Below are 22,482 nucleotides of genomic sequence, written 5' to 3' on the forward strand. Positions count from 1 at the left end.
CAAATGCACCAGCAGATAGATAGATGTAATCGTCCGTAGTGCGTAATGTCACCGTATGACGGATTACATGGTAGAGGGCCTCGTCAAGAAGCGAGCCGAGATCGCGGGCGAGATAGAGCGCCTTCACGTCACCCTTGGCCAGCTTGCCAAAGACCTGGAGCATATAGACGCCACGCTTCACATTCTCGCGCCAGAGATGGCGGTAGAGGCGATCAAGTCCAAGGTGTTCCGCCCGCCCGCCGACTGGTCGAAGCGCGGGGAGATGACGCGGGTTGTTCTGTCGATCCTGCGAACCGCCAGAGCGCCTATGACGACGCGGGAGATCGCAGAGCGCATGGTGGTGGAGCGCGGGCTACAGGCCACCACAGCGGCGCTCAACGCCATGACGCGGCGCGTTGCCTGCGCCCTACGCCGTCAGCGGGAATTGGGGCACGCGCGCTCTACAGAGGGCGAGGCGGGGTTTTGGCAGCTTTGGGAGATTGCGCGGTAGCTGCAACCGCGTCCGGCCACGGGAGGGGTGCGACCGGACGCAGGAGCATGCTCTCGACGTACTGATTATGCGCAAGCGCTTCGCGAGATCAAGCGGTTGCGTCCGGATTGGCGCATTATCCCATTAATCGTTTTTGCCGGTTGCGCCGATCGGCTTCGATGGCGCTTCGGATCGCCGATGCCCCTAACCTACTTGCGGCAACGCAGTCGGCGTTGCCTTGGCGATCTTCTTCTTCAATTCGCTCTGCGCTTAACGCTTCCGCTGCCATCACGTATGACAGTTCGTCAACGTTCATGTGGTCGCGAAGGTTTGTCTTGTCGGGTAAGCCGCGCCGCGCGCGTAGTTCGTAAGACTTCCCGCCGAGTAGCGCCTGATAAACTGCCTCGGTGCATGCCATATAGCCTTTTTCGACTACGCCGTGTTCCTTTAGAACATCGGTATAGCCATTGCGATTGGAGCGAGCCAAGGCTCGCACCCCGGCCCAGTGGTTTGCTTCTACGGATGCCCGCTGCAGAATCTCGTCTGCTAGCGTTGCATCACCCGCCCTAAACCGAAGCCATATCTCGCGGACCTCTATTTCGAGTTTCGGGCTTAGGTAGCCAGCATAGGCGGCAGCAAGGATCGGATGCGCGTATGTCCCCATTACACCACGTCCGCGTCCCGCATGGATCACCGGAGAGTTTGGCTTGCCGTCTTTAAGGTAACCGGCGGTTACCTTTTTCTGGAGTTCGGCTTGGAGTTCGCGCGAAGCTCGATTGCCGCGCCAGTGCTTCGGCGCCTTGGATTCCTTCGCGCCGGACAAGTCGAAGATATCATCCAGACAAAGACGGCCTTCGCCATCCTCGCGAATCGGCTTACCGCGAAGGATGAGCCCGCTTGGTTGGTTGATTAGAGCCATATAAAGAGTTCCTTATGTGCCATGCACGGAACCCTTGACGGCTCCGGGTTTTTACCCCAGAGATCGCTTTACAAATCAAGTGCCGCTAGCCTCCGTGCTGGTGGTTGACGAAAACCCGCCGGTCTAGACCACCGGCGGGTTTTTCGTTGTACGGCGACTCGATGTTCCGACGCAAGCCCCAGAGATTAACAAATGGTGAACATCGGTAGAACGCCCCCTCAGGCGCCGCGCTGCCAATATCCCGCCCACTTCCGCGACACACCCGACGCCATCGCGGCTTCGCCGACCATGTGAGCCTGCGTCCCGTTCGACACACGGCGGTTGTCCTCACGCCACGCCATCTCGCCAGCGTAGGCGTAGAGGTACGGACCTGAGATATGGTGGTGCGTGCCGATCTCGGCGCGACGGAGGCGAGAGAAGAAGCTTTCCGCCATGTTGGTGCAGGCACCGTTGAGCGAATAGGCTTCGCTGTGATTGATGCGGAGCGTTTCGTAGCGGGCGTGCAGAGCATCCCAATGGCTGGCTTCGTCGGCATGAACCACGGCGCCCGCCTCAACGACAGTGGCGACGATCTCCACGCCATCCGCTTCGCTCTTGCCAACAAAGGTGAGCATGTCGCCGTCGCGCTCGCGGACGACCACGACCGACTGGCGCTTGCCCGACTGCACCGCCTTGGTGCGGCGATCGACGCGGTTATCTTTGACGTTGGCAGGCTTCACGTAGCCGCCGAAATAGGCGCCATCGACTTCCACGACGCCGCCAAGGGTCTGGCCAGCATCCTCTAGTGCCATCGCCTCACGCAGCTTGTGCGAGAGAACGAAGGCGGTCTTGTATTGCACGTCCAGATCACGCGCGACCTGGAGGGCGGAAACGCCCTTAGCGCCGTTCACGAAGATGACGATCGCGGCGAGTAGATCCGTGTAGCTGAGCTTGCGGCTGGCGAAGATCGTGCCGCTGGTGACGCTGAATTGGTGATGGCAGGCAACGCACTTGAAGCGACGGCGCGACGTGATGTTGTACGTCTCGACACAGCCGCAACGCGGGCAAACGGCCTCCCCATCGTTCTCCGGCCAACGAAGCTGGCAGAACGTCTCATAAGCCTTGTCCTCGCCCATCTGGAAAACAGCCTTGAGGCTGAGTGAGCGGGCGGCGGCAGAGAGGAGGAAATGTTGCATTGTCATCGTTTCCAGTGCTTATGCACTCTATATGATGACATTGCATACTGTTGTCAACGGCAATCGTATCGTATATGATGACAAATCACATCATAGGAGCGCCGCACTTGGTTCGCGAGAAGGAGTGGGAGGATAAGGTCAAGCGGCTGTTGAAGGCCGAGCTTGCCCGCAAGGGAATGACCTACGCCGATCTGGTCGGAAAGCTGGCAGACATTGGCGTGATGGACTCCGAGCCCAATATCAGGAACAAGATCAGCCGGGGCAAATTCACAGCGGTATTCTTGATCCAATGCCTAGAAGCAATCGGAGTAACGTCGCTTAAACTAGACTAGTCCTTCGCAATTTTTTTCAGCAACGCTGCGGCTTTGGCCAAGCCTTCGGCAACATCTTTTCGCTCTTCATCTGATTTGAATAGCTTCATCGTTTCGTCATATCTGATTACGTTTTCCCCCGCGCTCAATCGCATGCTGTCCCATAGTTCGAGGGATTTACTGTGCAGGCCATCCTCTGAAACCAATTGTATGTCGAGATTTTCGAAGGATAGAGACGGATATGGCGTCCATCCAAAGGTGTCGGGCAATTCGCGACGAAGGCCCTTTGGGATCGGCACATGAAGCCAGAGAGGGCCGTAATATCCCGGTTCTAACGGCGATCCGGTTGTGCAACTCTCTTTCAAAAGAACGCTGAGTTTGACGTATCGGCGCGTGCTGTCTCCGGCCACATATGTGAACTTTATATCTCCGCTAACTACCCCGAAGCGGAATGGGACGGTGCCTAAGTTGATGACCCACAGCATCAATAAGATACTGTCGTCCTCTTCGAAGAATGGCACCATTCGCCCAAGCCATGCCCGCAGTGGGCTCCCGCCTTCGATGGGCGCATCCGGCTTGCGTAATATGTATTTTCGGACGGCCGCAATGATGGCGTCCCAATAGGCGAAGATGAGCGCGCCTACCACGAACCCAAGCGGGAATGACTTTGGGACATACGCCCCGATGGCCCACAGGGTATCCATCAGACGATCCCAATTCGACAGCGTGGTGTCGATCTTTTCTTTCTCCGCCAGTCTCTCGATATTGAGATTCCAGACAGGTTGGACGAAAACTTGCCAAACCGCGTACAGCGCGGCGAGCACCAGTGCGACTGGTCGTTTCTTGTTCCCCATGTAACTTTCATAGCGCTCTTCGTTCCTTTTTAGGAACGGCAAAAGCAGCAATGTAACCATTTCCGATGCAATCGCCCTCGCTAGATGGGGTCAGTGTCATCGCCTTGGTGCATTTGCTACATAATGCCGAGCGCCTCTCCGGCGTCGAGCGGCGGCAGAATGCCCGGCAGGCATGAGGCCATTAGCGATTTGCCCGCGCCGGGCGGGCCGATCATCAGCAGATTGTGCGCGCCGGCGGCGGCGATTTCGAGCGCGCGCTTGGCGGTTTCCTGACCCTTCACTTGCCTGAGGTCGGGGCCGATCCCCGGCTCCTCCGCTTCGCCCGGTCGGGGCGGGCCGATCAGCTGATTACCCTTGAGGTGATTGAGCAACCCAATCAGGTCGGGGGCGGCGATGACGTCGATCGACCCCGCCCAGGCCGCCTCCGCGCCCTGCGCCGCCGGGCAGACCAGCCCCTTCCCTTCGCTCGAGGCATGGAGCGCGGCGAGCAGCACGCCCGGGGAAGCGGCGATTCGCCCGTTCAGCGCCAGTTCGCCCACGACCACCAATTCGCTCAGCGTCTCGGCATCGACCACGCCCATCGCGCCGAGCAGACCAAGCGCGATCGGCAAGTCGAAATGCGTCCCTTCCTTGGGCAGATCGGCGGGCGACAGGTTCACGACGATGCGCTTGGGCGGCAGCGACAGCCCCATCGCCGCGATCGCGCCGCGCACGCGCTCGCGACTTTCCGCCACCGCTTTGTCGGCCAGGCCGACGACGATGAAATTGGGCAGCCCGGCGATCAGCTGCACCTGCACTTCGACCGCGCGGGCTTCCAGTCCGAGATAGGCGACGGTCGAAACGATGGTGGTCATTGATGCTCCCGGATCCTGCTTAGACAAATAAGCCCGGGACGCGCCTCCATATTCAACCGTTCTGGCGCAATCTTCACGCGAACGACATCGCCCCCCTTTTTGGGTCGGGCATGAAGTGGCCCATAGAGCCCCCCCCTCACCAGCCTTTGCACCTTGCCTCGGCCGGATTGCGTTATACGTTGCGCGCCATGGCCCGTATCCTCGTCGTGGAAGATGACGCCGTCACGGCGGAGGCGATCGTGCGAGAGCTTGGCGGTAATGGCCACGAATCGACGACCGTTCGCGATGGCGCAGAAGCCGTCGAACTGGCGATGGCGAAGCCATTCGATGCTATCACGCTCGACCGCATGTTGCCGACGCTGGACGGGCTGGCGGTCGTGGAGCGACTGCGCGACAGCGGCATCTTGACGCCGGTCCTGATGATCTCGGCGCTGAGCGACGTCGACGAGCGGATCGCGGGCCTGCGCGCGGGCGGCGACGACTATCTGACCAAGCCATTCGCTCCCGATGAGATGGTGATGCGCATCGAAGCCCTGCTGCGCCGCGCCGCCGCGTCGGAAAATGCCATTCTGCGGGCAGGCGCGATCGAGATCGACTTGATCCGTCGATCGGTCACGGTCGAGGGCGAACCCGTCCGCCTGCTTCACATGGAGTTCCGGCTGCTCGAATTTCTCGCGCGAAACCTGGGCAAGCCGGTCAGTCGTCGCGTCATCTTCGAGCAGGTGTGGCGCTATCATTTCGATCCGGGCGCCAACCTGATCAACGTCCATATCGCGCGATTGCGCAAGAAGCTCGATCGGCCCGGCCGGCCATCCGCGATCTCGACCTTGAAGGGCGAAGGCTACAGGCTCGATGCTGTCTGAGCGGCTGCGTTTCCGCGACGTCCGATCCACCAGCAGCTTCCGCCTGACGCTGTTGCTCGGCGTGCTCTTCCTGACCGGCGTGATGGTCATGCTCGGGCTCATCTATGTATTGACGGCGCGCGAGCTAACCGCGCGAAACGATCATATTCTCTACGAAAAGGCCCGCAGCCTCGTAGCCACCCCGAGCGATCGACTACCCGCCAGAATCCAGTCGGAAATCGCCAACGACGCGCAGGGATTCAGCTATTTCGCGCTGATCGACAAAAGTGGCGGTCTGGTCGTCGGGAATATCAGCCTCCCTGGAGTTGCCGCCGTCGACCGACCCTTCAACGTCGCCGCCCGTCCGGGGACGCATGGCCCGCTGCGCATTCTCGCCGTGCGTACGCCGCGCCGCGAGATTGTCCTGCTGGGTCGCGACATCAGCCAGATCTACGATCTGCGTCGGCGGATCATGGAGATTTTGATCAGCAGCGGTATCGCAAGCCTGATCGGCATGCTCGCCGTAGCGGTTCTGATCAGCATCGGGCCGCTCAGGCGAGTGCGTGACCTCCAGCGCGCGAGCCAGGCGATCGCCGCCGGCAATCTGGAGACGCGAATGCCGGTTGCCGGGCGCAACGATGAGCTCGATCAGTTCGCCACCACGCTCAACCACATGATCGAAGAGGTCGCCCGGGTTATCGCCCAAGTTAAATCGGCAACCGACGCCATTGCCCACGATCTGCGCACGCCCTTGACCCGGGTACGCGCCCGCCTCCACCAACTGACTACCCAGCCACTGCCGACGGACGAACGGCAGGAAGTGCTGGCCGAAGCCACCGAAGACCTTGACGATCTGCTCGCGCGATTCTCGGCGTTGCTGCGCATTTCGGAACTCGAAGCCAGCGCCCGGCGCTCGGGGCTCGGTGAGGTCGATATCGGCTCGCTCATCGAGGAGATCGCGGAGCTCTACGGCCCACTGGCGGATCACGGCCGAATTGCGTTGGAGGTACGGGCTCCGCTCGAGCTCACGGTTCATGCCGACCGCGAGCTGCTGTTCGAGGCTGTGAGCAATCTGGTCGACAACGCGATCAAATTCGCCAGGACGCGGGTCGAGTTGCGCGCGGTAAGCGCAGACGGCGGCGTTGCCATCGAAGTGGCCGACGACGGTCGCGGTATCGCCGTCATGGATCGCGAAGCGGTCATGCGCCGCTTTCATCGCTTGCCGGATGCGGCGTCTGTGCCCGGCTCGGGCCTTGGTCTCAGCGTGGTGAGCGCGATCATGCACGTCCATGGCTTCAGTCTGGACCTGGCTGATGCCGCCCCGGGATTGCTCGCGCGCATCCGAATGTAGCTGCTGCACTGCGGCACAACATTAAATTCATTTCACTCGCATCGCGCTGCAAAGCGGAGGAAACGGACCGCCGTTCGATTGGTGCGGCGCAGCATTAGACTGCGCCGACTCCGCGATCGTGTTCAGAAGCCCGGGACCGCCGATGCTCCAACTCGTCAAGCTCGCCCTCAGCAAGCCCTATACGTTCGTCGTCCTGGCCATCCTCATCGTGATCGCGGGCGGTCTCGCGGCTTTGCGCACCGCCACCGACGTCTTTCCCGACATCAAGATTCCGGTGATCGCCGCCGTTTGGACCTATCGCGGCTTGCCGCCCGAGGAGATGGCGGGCCGCGTGGTCTATTATTACGAGCGTCAGCTATCGACGACGGTCAACGACATCGACCACATCGAGAGCCAGTCGCTGGCGGGCATCGGGATCGTGAAGATCTACTTCCGTCCCGGCGTCGACATTCGCACCGCGACCGCACAGGTCACCTCGGTTTCCCAGACCGTCCTTAAACAGATGCCTCCTGGGATGACGCCACCACTCATTCTCAACTACAACGCGTCGACGGTGCCGATCCTGCAACTGGCGCTTTCTTCCGGATCGTTGTCCGAACAGAAGATTTTCGATCTCGGACAGAACTTCATCCGGCCGGCACTCGCCTCGGTCCAAGGCGCGGCCATTCCGTCTCCCTATGGCGGCAAGGAACGGCAGATACAGGTCGACCTCGACCCGGCCGCTTTGCAGGCGCGCCACCTGTCGGCCGCCGATGTCGGCCTTGCGCTCGCGGCGCAAAACCAGATCGTCCCCGCCGGCACGACCAAGATCGGCCAGTTCGAATATAACGTGCGATTGAACAACAGCCCGGAAGTGGTCGACCAGCTAAACGACCTGCCGATCAAGACCATCGATGGCGCCACCGTCTATATGCGCGACGTCGCCCATGTCCACGACGGGTCGCCGCCGCAGCGCAACATCGTGCGGGTCAATGGCGCGCGGGCGGTGCTGATGACCGTGCTCAAGAGCGGCTCGGCATCCACCATCGCGATCGTCGACCAGGTCAAGGCGCTGCTCCCGAAGCTCAAGGAGACATTGCCCGCCTCGCTGAAGGTCGACCCGCTGTCCGACCAGTCGCTGTTCGTGAAGTCGGCGATTTCCGGGGTGGTCCGCGAAGGTGGAATCGCGGCGGTGCTGACCTCGCTGATGATCCTTCTGTTCCTCGGCTCGTGGCGCTCGACGGTGATCATCGCCGCCTCGATCCCGCTCGCGATCCTTGCTGCGGTGGCCGCCTTGGCCGCTGCAGGAGAGACACTCAACATCATGACGCTGGGCGGCCTGGCGCTGGCGGTCGGTATCCTGGTCGATGACGCGACGGTGACGATCGAGAACATCAACTGGCACCTCGAACAGGGCAAGTCGGTCCGCGAGGCGATCCTCGACGGCGCCGAGCAGATCGTTCGCCCAGCCTTCGTCTCGCTACTGTGCATCTGCATCGCCTTCCTCCCAATGTTCTTCCTGCCGGGCATCGCGGGGTACCTGTTCGCCCCGATGGCCGAGGCCGTGGTGTTCGCGATGATCGCTTCCTTCGTTCTCTCGCGCACCCTGGTACCGACCATGGGCAATTTCCTGCTGCGCCAGCATGGCGGCCCGCACACCGCCGACGTGATGAAGAGCCACGACGCCAAGGCCGGCCGGCCGGGCACGCGCAACCCGTTGCGCAAATTCCAGCATGGGTTCGAGCGGCGGTTCGAGGCGGTGCGCGGCTATTACGTGTCGGTACTGGATTTCGCCCTGGCCAGGCGCCGGCTTTTCGTGCCCGCTTTCCTGCTGGTCGTGCTGATGTCGTTCGCGCTGATCCCGTTACTGGGCCGCAATTTCTTTCCCTCGGTCGATACCGGTCAGATGAGCCTGCACGTGCGAGCCCCGGTTGGTACCCGGATCGAGGAAACGGCGGCGTTGTTCGACCGGATCGAGGAGCGCATCCGCCAGATCGTTCCGCCTGACCAGCTCGCATCGATCGTCGACAATATCGGCCTGCCGGTCAGCGGTATAAACCGGGCCTATTCCAACACCGGCGGCGTCGGGCCGCAGGATGGCGATATCCTGGTCACCCTGACCAAGGACCATCGACCGACCGCCGACTATGTGAAGGCGCTGCGCTCGACCTTGCCCAATGATTTCGCGGGCTCGACCTTCTCCTTCCTGCCTGCCGACATCATCAGCCAGATCCTGAACTTCGGCGCCCCTGCCCCGATCGATGTCCAGATCGCCGGCCCCGATACCAAGGCAAGCGAAGCTTATGCCCATCTGTTGGTATCGAAGCTGCGCCATATCGCGGGGATCGCCGACGTCCGCCTGCAGCAGGCGAACGACTATCCGGAACTCGGCTTCGACATCGACCGCACCCGCGCCGACCGGGTCGGCATCACCGAGAACGACGTGACACGGAGCCTCTCGGTCAACCTCGCCGGCAGCTTCCAGGTCGCGCCCGCCTTTTGGCTCAACCCGAAGAACGGCGTCTCGTACCCGATCGTCGTACAGGCACCGCAATATCGCGTCGACTCGCTATCCGACGTCGACAATCTGCCGATCACCGGATCGCAGCCCGGGCAGTTCCAGATCCTCGGGGGATTGGGCAAGATGACCCGCGAACCGAGCGCGGCGGTGGTGTCGCATTATGCGGTACAGCCGGTCTATGACGTCTATGCCACGACCCAGGGCCGCGATCTCGGCGCGGTCGCTACCGACATCCAGAAAGTCCTCGACCAGTTGAAGGCGCAGCGACCACACGGCGCGAGCGTCGCACTGCGCGGCCAGGTCGAGACGATGAACACCGCCTTTGCCGGCCTGCTGTTCGGTCTCGCCGGCGCAATCCTGCTCATCTACCTCCTCGTCGTCGTCAATTTCCAATCGTGGATCGATCCGGTCGTCATCATCTCCGCACTGCCTGCGGCGCTCGCCGGGATCGTGTGGATGTTGTTCGCGACCCATACGCCGCTCTCGGTGCCCGCGCTGACCGGTGCGATCATGTGCATGGGCGTCGGCACCGCGAACAGCGTGTTGGTGGTCAGCTTCGCCCGCGAAAGGCTGGCGGCGACGGGCGACGCGCTCAAAGCCGCGGCGGAAGCCGGCGCGACTCGTTTCCGTCCGGTACTGATGACCGCGCTCGCGATGATCATCGGCATGGCCCCGATGGCCCTAGGTCTTGGCGAAGGTGGCGAACAAAATGCCCCACTCGGCCGCGCGGTGATCGGCGGCCTGATCTGCGCGACGATCGCCACGTTGGTGTTCGTCCCCGTGGTGTTCAGCATCGCCCATCGTCGCGATGGGCGCACCGCCGACAGCCCCGAACCAACCCCTGAATACGATGGAGATCTGGCTTATGCCTAGCGAGGAGCAAGTCGAGGAGCCTGCCCCCCGGGGCCCCAAGGGACTCAAGATTGCGGGGATCGTCGCCACGGTAATCGCCGTCGGTACCGTCGCGATGGGCGTGACCGGACGGATGGGCGACACGGCGATCGCGCAGCGCTGGTCCGACGCACGATCGATCCCGGCTGTGCATCTGGTCGGCGTTACGCACGACGCGGCGTCCGCTCCGCTCGCGCTGCCCGCCACAATGGAGGCGTGGAATGCGGCCAAACTCTACGCGCGGGTCGGCGGCTATGTGAAGGCCTGGTACCGCGATATCGGCGCGCACGTCGGCGCGGGCACGCCGCTTGGTCTGATCGACACGCCCGAGCTCGACCAGCAAATCGACCAGGCGCGCGCGGCGCTCGCCAGCGCGGTTGCCGATCAGCGGCTGGCGCGCAGCACCGCCGCGCGCTGGAATGATCTGCTCTCCACCAATTCCGTTTCGCAGCAGGAAGCCGACGAAAAGAACGGTAGCCTCGCTGCAAAGACAGCCTTGGTCGACGCGGCCAAGGCCAATCTCGGCCGATTGCTCGCCCTCAAGAGCTTCGCGACTCTGCGTGCCCCCTTTGCCGGTGTGGTAACGACCCGCGCCGCCGATATCGGCGACCTTGTCGGTCCTGGCGCCACAGCACAGCAGCCGTTGTTCGCGGTCGCCGATGTCGGCCGCATCCGCATCTACGTCAGTGTCCCGCAAGCCTATTCGTCAGCGATCCGCGACGGGCTGTCGGCGACCCTGACCGTACCCGATTATCCCGGCCGCACCTTCCCCGCGCATGTCGTGGGTGATTCCGGCGCGATCGACACACAGTCGGGCACCTTTCAGGTCCAACTGGTCGCCGACAATCCCGGCGAGGTGCTGCGACCCGGCGGCTATGCGCAGGTCCGCTTCGACGTTCCGATCCAGGGCGGTGGCGTGCAGATCCCGTCGAGCGCGCTCGTGTTCCGCGCGCAGGGCACGCAAGTCGCGCTCGTCGATGCCGGCGCACACGTCCGGCTACGCCACGTCACCATCGGTCGCGACCTCGGTCAAACGGTGGAAATCGTCTCGGGACTCCATGCTGGCGATCGCGTGGTCGATAATCCGCCCGATTCGATCAGCGACGGCGAGTTGGTCCGGTTAGAGGGACGCCATGCGTAAGCCGCTCGCCTTGCTGCTGACGGCGGCGATCACGCTCGCTGGTTGTTCGATGGCGCCCGATTACCACGTCCCGGTTACGGTAACCCCACCAGCGTTCAAAGAAGCGGTGCCTTGGGTAGCCGCGACCCCTGGCGACCCGGCATCGGTCGGGCATTGGTGGGCGTTGTACGGCGATCGCCAGCTCGATGGGCTGGAGTCCAGGATCGAGCACGACAATCCTACGCTGGCCGAGGCCCTTGCCCGTTATGACGAAGCACGCGCCAACCTGCGCGTCGACCGGGCTGGCCTGTTCCCGAGCATCGGCTTGTCAGGCGAGGCGACCGCCAACCGCCAATCGGATAACCGTCCGCTGCGGGGCAGCAACCAGCCGGACCTCTATCCGGCCGACACGCTGGGCGGCCAATTTTCTTTCGAACTCGACCTATGGGGTCGAGTCCGCAACAACATCGCCGCAGGGCGCGCCGCGGCGCAGGCCAGCGCTGCTGATCTTGCCGCGATCCGGCTCAGTCTCGAATCTCAGCTGGCCCTGAGTTACATCGCGCTGCGCGGCTACGATGCGCAGGCGTCGCTGCTCAGCGCGACCGTCGAGACCTATCAGAAGGCCGACGACATGACGCAGCGGCGCTTCAAGGGCGGGATAGCCTCGGGCTTGGATATCGGCCGATCCGGGGCGCAACTCGCAGAGGCGAAGGCGCAACTCGCGGACATCGAAGCGGCCCGCGCGCGATGCGAACACGCGATAGCGAGCCTCGTCGGAACGCCGGCGTCGAGCTTTTCGATCGCACCCGCAAACGTCGAGTTCGCGTTGCCGACCGTTCCAATAGGCCTGTCCTCGACACTGCTGCAAAGGCGGCCCGACGTAGCTGCGGCCGAACGCCGGATGGCCGAGGCGAATGCTCAAATCGGCGTCGCGAAGGCTGCCTTTTTCCCGGCGATCGGCCTTGGCGCAGCCGGCGGGTTTCAGAATACCGGGTTGGCCGGACTGCTCGGCGCACCCAATCTGTTTTGGTCGATTGGCCCGGGTGCGGTGTTGAATTTGTTCGAAGGTGGGCGGCGCCACGCGGAGGTCGCCGTGGCGAAGGCACGCTGGGATCAGGCGACGGCGGCGTATCGTCGGCACGTACTGACGGCGTTCCAAGACGTGGAGGACGGTCTTTCGCAACTCCATCACCTTGGCGACGAATCAACCGCAGAGGCGCAGGCAGTGAAAATGGCGGGTCAGGCAGAACAGATTTCGATGAATCGCTATGTCGGCGGCGCGGTGGACTATCTTGACGTCGTCAGCGCGCAGACCACGGCGCTCCGCACCAAGCGCACTGCGCTCGATCTGCGCACGCGCGAATTGCAGGCAAGCGTACGCTTGATCGAGGCGACCGGCGGCGGCTGGGTGGCCGACCGCGGGGTGCTGTGACCGCCGCAACCTCCCAGCGTCATTTTCATCGCTCGCGCCACTATTCGACGGACCCGCCCGGTGCGGGACGATCGCGATGCAATCCTGGCTCGTGTCTTGCGCCGCCAACACAGCAACCCCATCTGCGGCCCGATGCCGAACGCCCTTCACGCGTTGACTTCAGCCGCACTCTCGCTTAAGCGCGCACCCCACAAGGCCGTCCCTGTGGCGGCCCTTTTCAATTTCGACGTACAGGGAATGAACGATGAAGCGGACTTTTCAGCCGAGCAACCTGGTGCGTGCGCGCCGGCACGGCTTCCGCGCGCGGATGGCGACGGTGGGCGGACGCAATGTGATCCGCGCGCGTCGCAATCGCGGCCGCAAGAAGCTGTCGGCGTAACACCCGACCCTGCTTTGCAAGATGATTCGGCCAGCCCGCCTCCTTCGGGAGCGCGGGCTGGTGCCGTTTCCGCAGCCGTGGTGACGTTGACCAAGCGGCGCGATTTCCTGGCGGCCAATGCCGGCAAGCGCGCGCCGATGCCCGCCTTCGTGCTGCTGGTCCGCCGTCGCGACGACCAAGATGCGACGATGCGCGTCGGCTATACGGTCACCAAGAAGATCGGCAACGCCGTCGTTCGCAACCGCATCAAGCGGCGTTTTAGGGCGCTGGCGCACGATGTACTGAGCGTCAGCGGTGTCGCCGGCGCGGATCACGTGCTGATCGGACGCCCCGACGCGCTGACTCGCGACTTCGCGCAACTCAAGGCCGATCTGACCAAAGCGCTGGCAAAGGTTTCGCGATGATCGCGAAAATCCTGATCGCGTTGGTTCGCTTGTGGCAAATCGGCCCGTCGGCAGTGATGCCACCCACCTGTCGCTATCAACCTTCCTGTTCGGCCTATGCAATCACCGCGCTTCGCCGCTATGGCGCGCTGAAGGGCGGGTGGTTGGCAGTGAAGCGCATTGCCCGGTGCCATCCCTGGGGCGGGTACGGGCCCGACCCCGTTCCCTGATTTTTCTGATCGAAGGTTCCTGAGCGCGTGAAGAACGACAATCGCAATTTCATCATGTTCGCGGTGCTCGCGGTACTGCTGCTGTTCGCGTGGCCGCTGGTCATGAACCGGATCATGCCGCCGGCAAACCCGCCCGTCACGAAGATCGAGGGTGGCAAGACCCAGGTCCAGCCCAGCCCTGGCGCACCGACCGCGGCAAGCCCCGGTGCGATTCGCGACATCAAGGCTGTGCTCGGCGAAACCGCGGCGCAACGCGTTCCAATCGACACGCCGACGCTTAAGGGCTCGATCAACCTCAAGGGCGCGCGGATCGATGACCTGCTGCTGACCCAGTATAAAGAAACGATCGACAAGAACTCGCCGCCGATCCGGCTGCTGTCGCCGGCGGGAACCGCGGGTGCCTATTTCGCCGAATTCGGCTGGCAGGATACCGGCATCAAGCCGCCGACGCCCGATACCGTCTGGACGGCGAGCGGCAGCGTCCTGGCGCCTGGCAAGCCGGTCACGCTGACCACCACCAACGGCCAGGGCCAGCGTTTCGAAATCGATCTGGCGGTCGACCAGGATTACATGTTCACCGTCCGCCAGACCGTCGCCAACGGCGCGGCCCAGCCGATCAAGGTCGCGCCCTATGGCCTGGTCAATCGTGCCGAAGCGTCGAAGGATCTCGACACCTGGTCGATCCAGGTCGGCCCGATGTCGGTCCATGACGGCAGCGCCCATTACGACGTCAATTGGAAGGACGTCGACAAGGCCGCGCAGAAATTCTCGACCACTGGCGGCTGGCTCGGCTTCACCGACAAATATTGGCTGACCGCGCTGGTTCCCGACCAGGCTGCGAGCTTCGCCGGCGAATTCCAGTCGACCGGCAAGGGCGGCTATCAGGCCGATTATTCGCGCATCGCCAAGGATCTGGCGCCGGGTCAGCGCCTGAGCCAGACGAGCCGCTTCTTCGCCGGGGCGAAGGAAGTGCGCCTGCTCGACCATTATACCGATAAGGCCGGCATCGGCTTGTTCGACTATGCGCTCGATTGGGGCTGGTTCCGTCCCATCGAAAAGCCGATCTTCTATTATCTCGATTGGCTGTTCCGCATGGTCGGCAATTTCGGCGTGGCGATCATGCTGCTGACCGTGACGATCCGCCTGCTGATCTTCCCGATCGCACAACGCCAGTTCGCCTCGATGGCGCAGATGCGCGCTATCCAGCCGAAGATGAAGGCGCTGCAGGAAAAGCATAAGGACGACAAGCAGCGCCAGCAGCAGGAAGTGATGGCGCTGTACAAGGCGGAAGGCGTCAATCCGCTCGCCGGCTGCCTGCCGACCTTCCTCCAGATCCCGATCATGTATTCGCTCTACAAGGTGCTGATGCTGACGATCGAAATGCGGCACCAGCCATTCGTCGCCTGGATCAAGGATCTGTCGGCGCCGGATCCGCTGACGCCGCTCAACCTGTTCGGCATTCTGCACTTCACGCCGCCGCACATGATCGCGATCGGCGTGGTGCCGATCCTGCTCGGCATCTCGATGTGGTTGCAGTTCAAGATGAACCCGCAGCCGATGGACGATGCGCAGAAGCAGGTCTTCGCGCTGATGCCCTGGGTGCTGATGTTCGTGATGGCGCCGTTCGCGGTCGGGCTTCAGGTCTACTGGATCACCAGCAACCTGTTGACCGTGTTGCAGCAGCGTATCCTCTACGCGCGGCACCCTGCCCTCAAGCAAGCGGTGGTCAAATAACGTGAGTGAATTCGACGAGGACGCGATCGAGACGGCGCGCAAGATTTTCGCCGGCCCGGTCGCGTTCCTCAAATCCGCGCCGGCGCTCGAACATCTGCCCGATCCGGTGGTGCCCGAAGTCGCGTTTGCCGGCCGCTCGAACGTCGGCAAATCGTCGCTGCTCAACAAGCTGACCAATCGTAACAGCCTGGCGCGTACCTCGAACACGCCGGGACGGACGCAGGAGCTCAACTTCTTCGACGTGGGCGAACCCCTCGCCTTCCGGCTGGTCGACATGCCCGGCTATGGCTTCGCCAAGGCGCCCAAGGATGTGGTCAGGAAGTGGCGTTATCTAGTCAACGACTTCCTGCGTGGGCGCCAGGCGCTCAAGCGGGCGCTGGTGCTGATCGACGCCCGGCATGGCATCAAGGATGTCGACCGCGAGATCATGGACATGCTCGACAAGGCGGCGGTGAGCTATCGCCTGGTCCTGACCAAGGCCGACAAGATCAAGCCGACCGAGCTCGACAAGGTCGCCGCCGAGACTGCCGAGGAAGCCCGCAAGCGCCCCGCCGCGCATCCCGACATTCTGTCGACCTCCAGCGAAACCGGGCTCGGCATGCCCGAATTGCGCGCCGCAGTGATCGAGGCGCTCGGCTAGCTTTCGTCCGCCCCAGTTCCTAAGGATCGGGAAAACCGATCCGGGGGACCATCCATGAAAAATATCGGCCTTATCGCGGCGCTGGCGCTCGCGTCGTTGCCGGCACTGCCCGCCGCGTCGCGCGACAAAGCGTCGGCGCCGGCGATCGACCGCACGAGGGTCCTCGCGGAGGAAATGCTGCTCGCCGGACCCGGGCTGCGCGGCCGCGGCAGCGCGACCGCCGACGAGGCGATCGCCGCGGGCTATGTCGCCTCGCTTTTCCGCGATTTCGGACTGCACCGCGCGCCGGGGATGGACTCCTATTTACAGACCGCGCCGCTCACTCGCCGCGCCATCGCCGGTCCGCCGACCCTGACCATCGACGGCAAGCCGGTGGCAGGTGTGACACTGTTGGTGACGGGCGGCGGGACCGCTGGCGGCAAAGCGGTGATCGTCTCGCGCCCGGATGGCGAGATCCCTTCGGCCGACGTGATCGTCTATACCGGGCCGGCCAACGATCTGATGACCTTTGCCCGCAAACTGCGCGGCAAGGGGATCAAGCTCGTATTGGCCGCAGAGAGCGACGCCAGCCGCAAGTTTCTCGGCATGATCGGCGGCAAGCCATCACTGCCGACGACGATCGAAGGCACCCCAAGCCGTCGCCCGCCGATGACGGTGGCGACGATTCCCGCCGACACGCTGGCCGGCATCGCGGCAGGCGCCGACGTGTCGATCGATGTGCCGATCTCGACCTCCAAGGCGATCACCACCAACGCGGTCGGTTATCTGCCCGGCACCGATCCCAAGGCGGGCGTGATCCTTTTGTCGGCGCATCTCGATCATCTGGGCGTTCGACCGGACGGCACGGTGATGCCCGGCGCCAATGACGACGCCTCCGGCACGGTCGCAGTGATCGAACTCGCCCGCGCATTCGCCGCAAGGGGGCCGCAGAAGCGCGGTATCCTGTTCGTGGCTTATGGCAGCGAGGAAATCGGCGGCCTCGGCTCGACCTGGTTCGGCGAGCATCCGCCGGTGCCGCTGACCGACCTGGTCGCCAATATCGAGTTCGAGATGATCGGCGCGCAGGATCCCAAGCTTCCCAAGGGATCGTTGATGATGACCGGCTCCGAACGCTCCAACCTGTTCGACATGATGAAGAGCCAGGGCGCGCTGATCGCCGCCGATCCTTATCCCGAGCAGAGCTTCTTCGAGCGATCGGACAATTACTCGCTCGCGCTCAAGGGGATCGTCGCGCACACCTTTTCGGGCTGGGCGGTGGTACCGACCTATCACCAGCCGACCGACACGGTCGAGAATCTCGACATCGACTATATGACCAGCGCGATCCGCTCGCTGGTCGCGCCGATCCGGTTGCTCGCCTCGGGCGGGTTCAAGCCGGAGTGGAAACCCAACGGTCGCCCAAAATCATGAGGGCTTGAACCGATCCCTCCCTGGGCTACATACCGAACAATCGAAAAATACCGGGAGGATTTATGACCGCATCGACCAAGGGCCTCGAACTGCGTTCGCTGGTAACCGACGGCAAGCTCGAATTGTCGCTGGTCGATGCCGAATTGTCGCCTCCGGGTCCGGGCGAGGTGATCATCCGGATCGAGGCCGCTCCGATCAATCCCTCGGATCTCGGCCTGCTCACGGGACCCGCGGACCTCGCCACCCTGCGCCAGGGTGGTACGCCCGATCGCCCGGTGCTGACGGCCGACATCCCCGCACAGCGCATGCCGATCGTGCGAGCGCGCCTCAACGAATCCATGCCCGTCGGCAACGAAGGCGCCGGCACCGTGATCGCGGCCGGTGAAGGCGCCGAGGATTTGATCGGCAAGACCGTCGCGGTGATCGGCGGCGGTATGTACACGCAATATCGCAAGGCGCGGCTGACCGACCTGCTCCCCTTCCCCGACGGCGTCACCGCGCGCGAAGGCGCGTCCGCCTTCGTCAACCCGTTGACCGCGCTGGCGATGGTCGAAACGATGCGCGCCGAAGGCCATACCGCCCTGGTCCACACCGCCGCCGCGTCCAACCTCGGCCAGATGCTCAACCGCATCTGCATCGCCGATGGAGTGAAGCTGGTGAACATCGTGCGATCGGCCGAACAGGCGAAGATTCTGCGCGATATCGGCGCGACGTACATTGTCGATTCGACATCGCCGACCTTCCGCGACGACCTGGTCGACGCGCTCGCCGAAACCGGCGCGACGATCGCGTTCGATGCGATCGGCGGCGGTCCCCTGGCCGGTCAGATCATCGCCGCGATGGAAGTCGCCGCCAACCGCAACGCAACGACTTATAGTCGCTACGGATCGAACACGCACAAGCAGGTCTATATCTATGGCATGCTCGACCTGGGCCCGACGCTGATCGGCCGCGACACCGGCTTTGCCTGGAGCGTCAGCGGGTTTCTGCTGACCCCGTTCCTGATGAAGGCCGGCGCCGAGGTGGTAGGCCGCATGCGCGCCCGCGTTGCCGCCGAGATCCGCACGACCTTCGCCAGCCATTACACCGCCGAAATCTCCCTTGCCGAGGCGCTCGATAAGGACACGCTGCTCGCCTACAGCGCGAAGAAGACCGGTGAGAAGTATCTGATCGTGCCGTCCAGGACAGGATGATCGCCGCGCCGCGCGGGCTAGTTCTCGCCTGCCAGGCGACGACCAAATCGTGCGGTCAGAAAGTCAACGAAGGTGCGCACCTTCGGCGGCGGATGGCGATCGGGATGCAGCAGGACATGCGTCGGGCGGACGTCCGAGGCATAATCCTCGAGAACGGGCACCAGCCCGCCGGTGCGGAGATCCTGGGCCACGAGGACTTCGGGCTGCATGATGATGCCCAGGCCGCTCAACGCGGCCATGCGGAGCGCTTCGCCGCTATTTACCGCCAGCGTCAGGCTGATCGGGACGACCCGTTCGCCATCGGCGCCGACGAGCCGCCACCGCCGACCCGCCACCGGATTGGCAAAGCCGAGACAGGCATGGGACGTCAGTTCATCCGGCGTGACCGGATGACCGTGTTTCTCGAGATAGGACGGCGCGGCGCACAGGATCGAGCGATACGGCGCCAGCGCCCTGGCTTTCATCGTGGAGTCAGCCAACTCGCCGACCCGGACGACGACGTCGATCCCCTCCTCGACCATGTCGCGACGCGCGTCGCTGACGATAAGGTCGATTTCCACCTTGGGGTGGTTGCGAAGATAGTCCTTGAGGACCGGCGCTAGAGCGTGCGCGCCGAACGACACCGGCGTCATCACACGAAGCTGCCCGGCAATTTCGCCTGACGCCGATGCGCCCAGCGCCTCCATGTCGTCGAGGCCGCGTAGAATGTCGCGGCAACGCGCTTGGACGAGTCGGCCGAGTTCAGTCAGGCATTGCCGCCGCGTCGTCCGGTTGAGGAGGCGCCCGCCGAGCCAGCCCTCCAGCGCCCGGATATGCTGGCCTACCATCGTGCCTGATATCCCGAAATCACCTGCGGCAGCGGCGAAGCTCCCGCGCTCCGCCACACGAACGAAGACGGCGATACTGCGAAGGCGATCCAATTAACAACTCCGGCTTCGATCAATTCGAAATTTTTAACTGTTTATCGCGCGTGCCGGTTGGGCGAAACCCTGCGTCATTCAATCCCTCAGGTATCTTGGAGATCGCAGATGCTGAGCAACAAGGAAGCCCATAGCCGGGGCATGATGCTTCTTGAGCAACTCCACGGCGATGGCGCGGCGAAGGCGCTGGTCGACGATATGGCCGGCATCTGCCCCGACTTCGTCGACATGTCGATCGAATGGGCGCTCGGAGGTATCATGGCGCGGCCAGGGCTCGATCTCGTTACGCGCGAACTCGTCGTCATCGCGTCATGCGTGACATTGGGGCATCCGGTTATTCAGCTTCGTGCTCACGCACATGCGGCGCTCGCCGCGGGCGCCAGCCGCGAGCAGATAATTGAAGCGATTCTTCAACTTGTTTTCTATGCTGGCGGCGCGGCCGTCCGGAACGCGCTCGCTGAACTGCGCGACGTGCTGGGGGTGAGCGCGCCTTAGGAAACCGTGACATCGAGCGCGATGCGCGGCCGCCTCGGGATCAATCGCCGTTGATGAAAATCGCCATCATCCACTTGCCGTCGCGCTTTCGAAAGATCGCGCGATAGGCGAGCGGGTTGCGCAGGAAATCGACGCGAACATAGCCTTCCTTGCCCTCGTCGGTCTTCACGTGCGTCCATGCACTGTCCTTCTCGTCGATGACGGTCAGGATGTCCCAGTCGAGCAATGCCACGACCGGGCTGTCGGTATTCGCGCTGGCGCGCAGATTGACCCGCGGCCGGCTGGGCATTGTGGTCGCGAATGTGTCACGCGACTGCGGCAGGCGCGCATACATATAGGGAATGCTCGCCTCGCCCGGATCGAGTGCGCAGCCGAGCGACAATGCCAGATCGAGTTCGGTCCACAGGTTCGATGACGCGGGGTGGGCCAGGTCCCATTCCTTCGCGAACCCCGCTTTGCCCGGGATGCCCGGGTCGAGCGAATATTCGATGTCCGGCGGCGTCAGCGCCAACAGCGCCTTCGCGTCCTTGCGGGCGACGATGTCCTTCAATGTCGTGCGGAACGCGGCGAACGACGCATCCGCGGCGCATTCGTCCCGCGGCGGCAGCTTGTCCGCGTGCGCCGTGGCGGGAAGGGTCATGGCGGCCAGCGCCGCGAGCAGGGCGATCCTCATGCCCCACAAGGCATCATGCGTGGGCATCCGAGTCAATCGCTGCGGCCAGATTCTGTAAGCACATGAAAATGTTCATATAAACGATCATTTCGGACAATTCCCGGCAGCGAAAAGGTGCCACCGCGGCAAGCTCCGGGGGATCGAAATCGCCGATCCAGCATTGAGCAACAAGTCGTAACGGGCGCGATACCGTTAACGGCGAATGTTTGCGGAGATGCAGTTACGATGGGAAATTGTGCAACCGGCGTCGCCGGACTGGATGAAATCCTTGCCGGCGGCCTGGCGAACGGCAGGCTATTTCTTGTCGAAGGCAGCCCCGGCACCGGCAAGACGACCCTCGCCAGCCAGTTTCTCATGGCCGGCGCCGCGAAGGATGAAAAAGTACTCTACATTACCTTGTCCGAAACGGAGGAAGAGTTGCGCGACGGCGCTGCGTCGCATGGCTGGCAGTTTCCGAAGAATTTCGAGATTTTCGAGCTGGTCCCACCCGAGAACCTGCTCAACGACGAACAGCAACAGAGCCTGCTCTATTCTTCCGACCTCGAACTCGGCGAAACAACGAGGCGCATATTCGAGGCGTTCGAACGGGTGAAACCGGCGCGGGTGGTGCTCGACAGCTTGTCCGAAATCCGGCTGCTCGCGCAAAGTTCGCTGCGCTATCGCCGCCAGATCCTCGCGCTGAAACATTATTTTTCGCACAATGACGCGACCGTGCTGATGCTCGACGATCTGACCGCCGATGTCATGGACAAGACCGTGCACAGCGTCGCGCACGCGGTGATCCGCCTGGAAGAACTATCGCCCAATTACGGGCCGGAGCGCCGGCGGATGCGCGTGCTCAAATATCGCGGCCGCCGATATCGCGGAGGATATCACGATTTCGTGATCCAGACGGGCGGCATCCGCGTGTTTCCGCGACTGGTATCCGCCGAACATCGGACGAACTTCAAGCGTGAGACCGTGCCGATCGACAATGACCCCCTCAACGAACTGCTTGGCGGCGGTTTCGAACGCGGGGCGAGCAACCTGATCCTTGGCCCCGCCGGCACCGGCAAATCGCTGCTCACGCTCAGCTTCGTCCAAGCCGCGATCAACCGCGGCGAAAGCGCGGCGATGTTTATTTTCGATGAGGAACTCGGGCTGCTGTTCGAGCGCTCGAAGGGGCTTGGCATCGACCTCCAGGGGATGGTCGATACCGGGCGGTTGGTGATCGAACAGATCGACGCCGCCGAATTGACCCCAGGCGAATTCTCCGAGCGCGTGCGCGTCTGCGTCGAAAAGTACGGCGCCCGCACCGTCGTGATCGACAGCCTCAACGGCTATCAGTCAGCGATGCCCGAGGAGCAGGCACTGATCCTGCACATGCACGAGTTGCTCCAATATCTGAACCGCCAGGGCAGCACGACCTTCCTGACCGTCGCCCAGCACGGGCTGGTCGGCGACATGAAATCGCCGGTCGACGTCACCTACCTCGCCGACACGGTCATCCTGCTGCGCTATTTCGAAGCATTGGGACGGGTCCGGCGCGCCATCTCGATCGTTAAGAAGCGCACGGGCTTCCATGAAGATACGATCAGAGAGTTCATGATCAACCATAAAGGGATTACGCTCGGCGAGCCGCTCACCGGCTTCCAGGGCGTGCTGCGCGGTGTGCCGAGCCTCGTCGGCGACGATGACGCCGGGCTGCTCGACGTGAAGCAGAGGTGA

At 63.1% G+C, this 22,482-nt stretch carries 21 protein-coding genes and 1 pseudogene; 16 read left to right on the forward strand and 6 right to left on the reverse strand.

All coding sequences use genetic code 11. From position 1 onward, the window contains the following. The first annotated feature begins 55 nt into the window (after positions 1-55). The gene (locus SMA01S_RS04720) at positions 56-490 is read left to right on the forward strand and encodes a hypothetical protein (RefSeq protein ID WP_066817966.1); all 435 of its coding nucleotides are present in this window, start codon (positions 56-58) and stop codon (positions 488-490) included. Between the two features lie 115 nt (positions 491-605). Here the strand turns inward: SMA01S_RS04720 and SMA01S_RS04725 are convergent, their stop codons facing one another. Together SMA01S_RS04725 and SMA01S_RS04735 are read right to left on the reverse strand one after the other, a co-directional pair. After that, positions 606-1,388 carry a KilA-N domain-containing protein gene (locus tag SMA01S_RS04725; RefSeq protein WP_084250073.1) on the reverse strand — a complete coding sequence of 261 codons (783 nt, stop codon included), beginning with the start codon at positions 1,386-1,388 and terminating at the stop codon, positions 606-608. Between the two features lie 218 nt (positions 1,389-1,606). Continuing rightward, positions 1,607-2,569, reverse strand: coding sequence for an IS1595 family transposase (locus tag SMA01S_RS04735; protein ID WP_439654298.1), 963 nt, complete (start codon positions 2,567-2,569; stop codon positions 1,607-1,609). A 101-nt stretch (positions 2,570-2,670) separates the two neighbouring features. Between SMA01S_RS04735 and SMA01S_RS04740 the strand changes: the two genes are divergently transcribed. Continuing rightward, on the forward strand, positions 2,671-2,895 hold the full coding sequence (locus tag SMA01S_RS04740) for a DUF6471 domain-containing protein (RefSeq protein WP_218016836.1): 225 nt from the start codon (positions 2,671-2,673) through the stop codon (positions 2,893-2,895). Here SMA01S_RS04740 and SMA01S_RS04745 read toward each other — a convergent pair. Next, positions 2,892-3,788, reverse strand: coding sequence for a hypothetical protein (locus SMA01S_RS04745; protein WP_066817982.1), 897 nt, complete (start codon positions 3,786-3,788; stop codon positions 2,892-2,894). The two genes, SMA01S_RS04740 and SMA01S_RS04745, sit on opposite strands and share 4 nt — an antisense overlap. A 68-nt stretch (positions 3,789-3,856) precedes the next feature. After that, a pseudogene (locus SMA01S_RS04750) lies at positions 3,857-4,582 on the reverse strand (magnesium chelatase domain-containing protein); the annotation flags it as partial. A 188-nt stretch (positions 4,583-4,770) separates the two neighbouring features. Between SMA01S_RS04750 and SMA01S_RS04755 the strand changes: the two are divergent. The 12 genes from SMA01S_RS04755 to SMA01S_RS04810 all read left to right on the forward strand — a co-directional run bounded on the left by SMA01S_RS04755 (position 4,771) and on the right by SMA01S_RS04810 (position 18,687). Next, a complete protein-coding gene (locus tag SMA01S_RS04755) occupies positions 4,771-5,445 on the forward strand; it encodes a response regulator transcription factor (RefSeq protein WP_066817984.1) in 675 nt (224 codons plus the stop codon). Continuing rightward, entirely contained in the window at positions 5,435-6,775 is a 1,341-nt protein-coding gene (locus SMA01S_RS04760) for a sensor histidine kinase (RefSeq protein WP_066817987.1), read from the forward strand. The genes SMA01S_RS04755 and SMA01S_RS04760 overlap by 11 nt, the downstream gene beginning before the upstream one ends. 142 nt (positions 6,776-6,917) lie before the next feature. Beyond that, positions 6,918-10,148: an efflux RND transporter permease subunit gene (locus SMA01S_RS04765; RefSeq protein WP_066817990.1), complete on the forward strand. Its 3,231-nt coding sequence runs from the start codon at positions 6,918-6,920 to the stop codon at positions 10,146-10,148. Further along, on the forward strand, positions 10,141-11,307 hold the full coding sequence (locus tag SMA01S_RS04770) for an efflux RND transporter periplasmic adaptor subunit (RefSeq protein ID WP_066817994.1): 1,167 nt from the start codon (positions 10,141-10,143) through the stop codon (positions 11,305-11,307). The genes SMA01S_RS04765 and SMA01S_RS04770 overlap by 8 nt, the downstream gene beginning before the upstream one ends. Then, positions 11,300-12,718 (forward strand): efflux transporter outer membrane subunit, encoded by a 1,419-nt coding sequence (locus tag SMA01S_RS04775; protein ID WP_066817997.1) that lies wholly within the window; start codon positions 11,300-11,302, stop codon positions 12,716-12,718. The genes SMA01S_RS04770 and SMA01S_RS04775 overlap by 8 nt, the downstream gene beginning before the upstream one ends. A 244-nt stretch (positions 12,719-12,962) precedes the next feature. After that, complete coding sequence (rpmH, locus tag SMA01S_RS04780; protein ID WP_066589281.1) at positions 12,963-13,097, forward strand: 50S ribosomal protein L34; 135 nt, start codon at positions 12,963-12,965, stop codon at positions 13,095-13,097. Between the two features lie 80 nt (positions 13,098-13,177). Next, positions 13,178-13,501, forward strand: coding sequence for a ribonuclease P protein component (rnpA, locus tag SMA01S_RS04785; RefSeq protein ID WP_245649156.1), 324 nt, complete (start codon positions 13,178-13,180; stop codon positions 13,499-13,501). Beyond that, positions 13,498-13,710: a membrane protein insertion efficiency factor YidD gene (yidD, locus tag SMA01S_RS04790; RefSeq protein WP_066589294.1), complete on the forward strand. Its 213-nt coding sequence runs from the start codon at positions 13,498-13,500 to the stop codon at positions 13,708-13,710. Before rnpA ends, yidD begins: the two co-directional genes overlap by 4 nt. A gap of 27 nt (positions 13,711-13,737) precedes the next feature. Beyond that, on the forward strand, positions 13,738-15,444 hold the full coding sequence (gene yidC / locus SMA01S_RS04795; protein WP_066818000.1) for a membrane protein insertase YidC: 1,707 nt from the start codon (positions 13,738-13,740) through the stop codon (positions 15,442-15,444). Position 15,445: 1 nt separating this feature from the next. Further along, a complete protein-coding gene (yihA, locus tag SMA01S_RS04800; RefSeq protein ID WP_066818003.1) occupies positions 15,446-16,084 on the forward strand; it encodes a ribosome biogenesis GTP-binding protein YihA/YsxC in 639 nt (212 codons plus the stop codon). A 54-nt stretch (positions 16,085-16,138) separates the two neighbouring features. Continuing rightward, positions 16,139-17,494: a M28 family metallopeptidase gene (locus SMA01S_RS04805; RefSeq protein WP_066818006.1), complete on the forward strand. Its 1,356-nt coding sequence runs from the start codon at positions 16,139-16,141 to the stop codon at positions 17,492-17,494. 62 nt (positions 17,495-17,556) lie between these two features. Continuing rightward, positions 17,557-18,687, forward strand: coding sequence for a zinc-binding dehydrogenase (locus tag SMA01S_RS04810; RefSeq protein WP_066818009.1), 1,131 nt, complete (start codon positions 17,557-17,559; stop codon positions 18,685-18,687). A 17-nt stretch (positions 18,688-18,704) separates the two neighbouring features. On the opposite strand, the gene SMA01S_RS04815 is transcribed toward SMA01S_RS04810, so the two are convergent. Next, positions 18,705-19,607: a LysR family transcriptional regulator gene (locus SMA01S_RS04815; protein ID WP_066818012.1), complete on the reverse strand. Its 903-nt coding sequence runs from the start codon at positions 19,605-19,607 to the stop codon at positions 18,705-18,707. A gap of 108 nt (positions 19,608-19,715) precedes the next feature. Here SMA01S_RS04815 and SMA01S_RS04820 point away from each other — a divergent pair, with 108 nt between their 5' ends. After that, the gene (locus tag SMA01S_RS04820; protein WP_066818015.1) at positions 19,716-20,102 is read left to right on the forward strand and encodes a carboxymuconolactone decarboxylase family protein; all 387 of its coding nucleotides are present in this window, start codon (positions 19,716-19,718) and stop codon (positions 20,100-20,102) included. A 40-nt stretch (positions 20,103-20,142) separates the two neighbouring features. On the opposite strand, the gene SMA01S_RS04825 is transcribed toward SMA01S_RS04820, so the two are convergent. Further along, positions 20,143-20,802, reverse strand: a complete 660-nt coding sequence (locus SMA01S_RS04825; RefSeq protein ID WP_084250074.1) for an SH3 domain-containing protein — start codon at positions 20,800-20,802, stop codon at positions 20,143-20,145. Between the two features lie 198 nt (positions 20,803-21,000). Between SMA01S_RS04825 and SMA01S_RS04830 the strand changes: the two genes are divergently transcribed. Beyond that, positions 21,001-22,482, forward strand: a complete 1,482-nt coding sequence (locus tag SMA01S_RS04830) for an ATPase domain-containing protein (RefSeq protein WP_066818020.1) — start codon at positions 21,001-21,003, stop codon at positions 22,480-22,482.

Source organism: Sphingomonas mali NBRC 15500, assembly GCF_001598415.1.
Lineage (GTDB): Bacteria > Pseudomonadota > Alphaproteobacteria > Sphingomonadales > Sphingomonadaceae > Sphingomonas > Sphingomonas mali.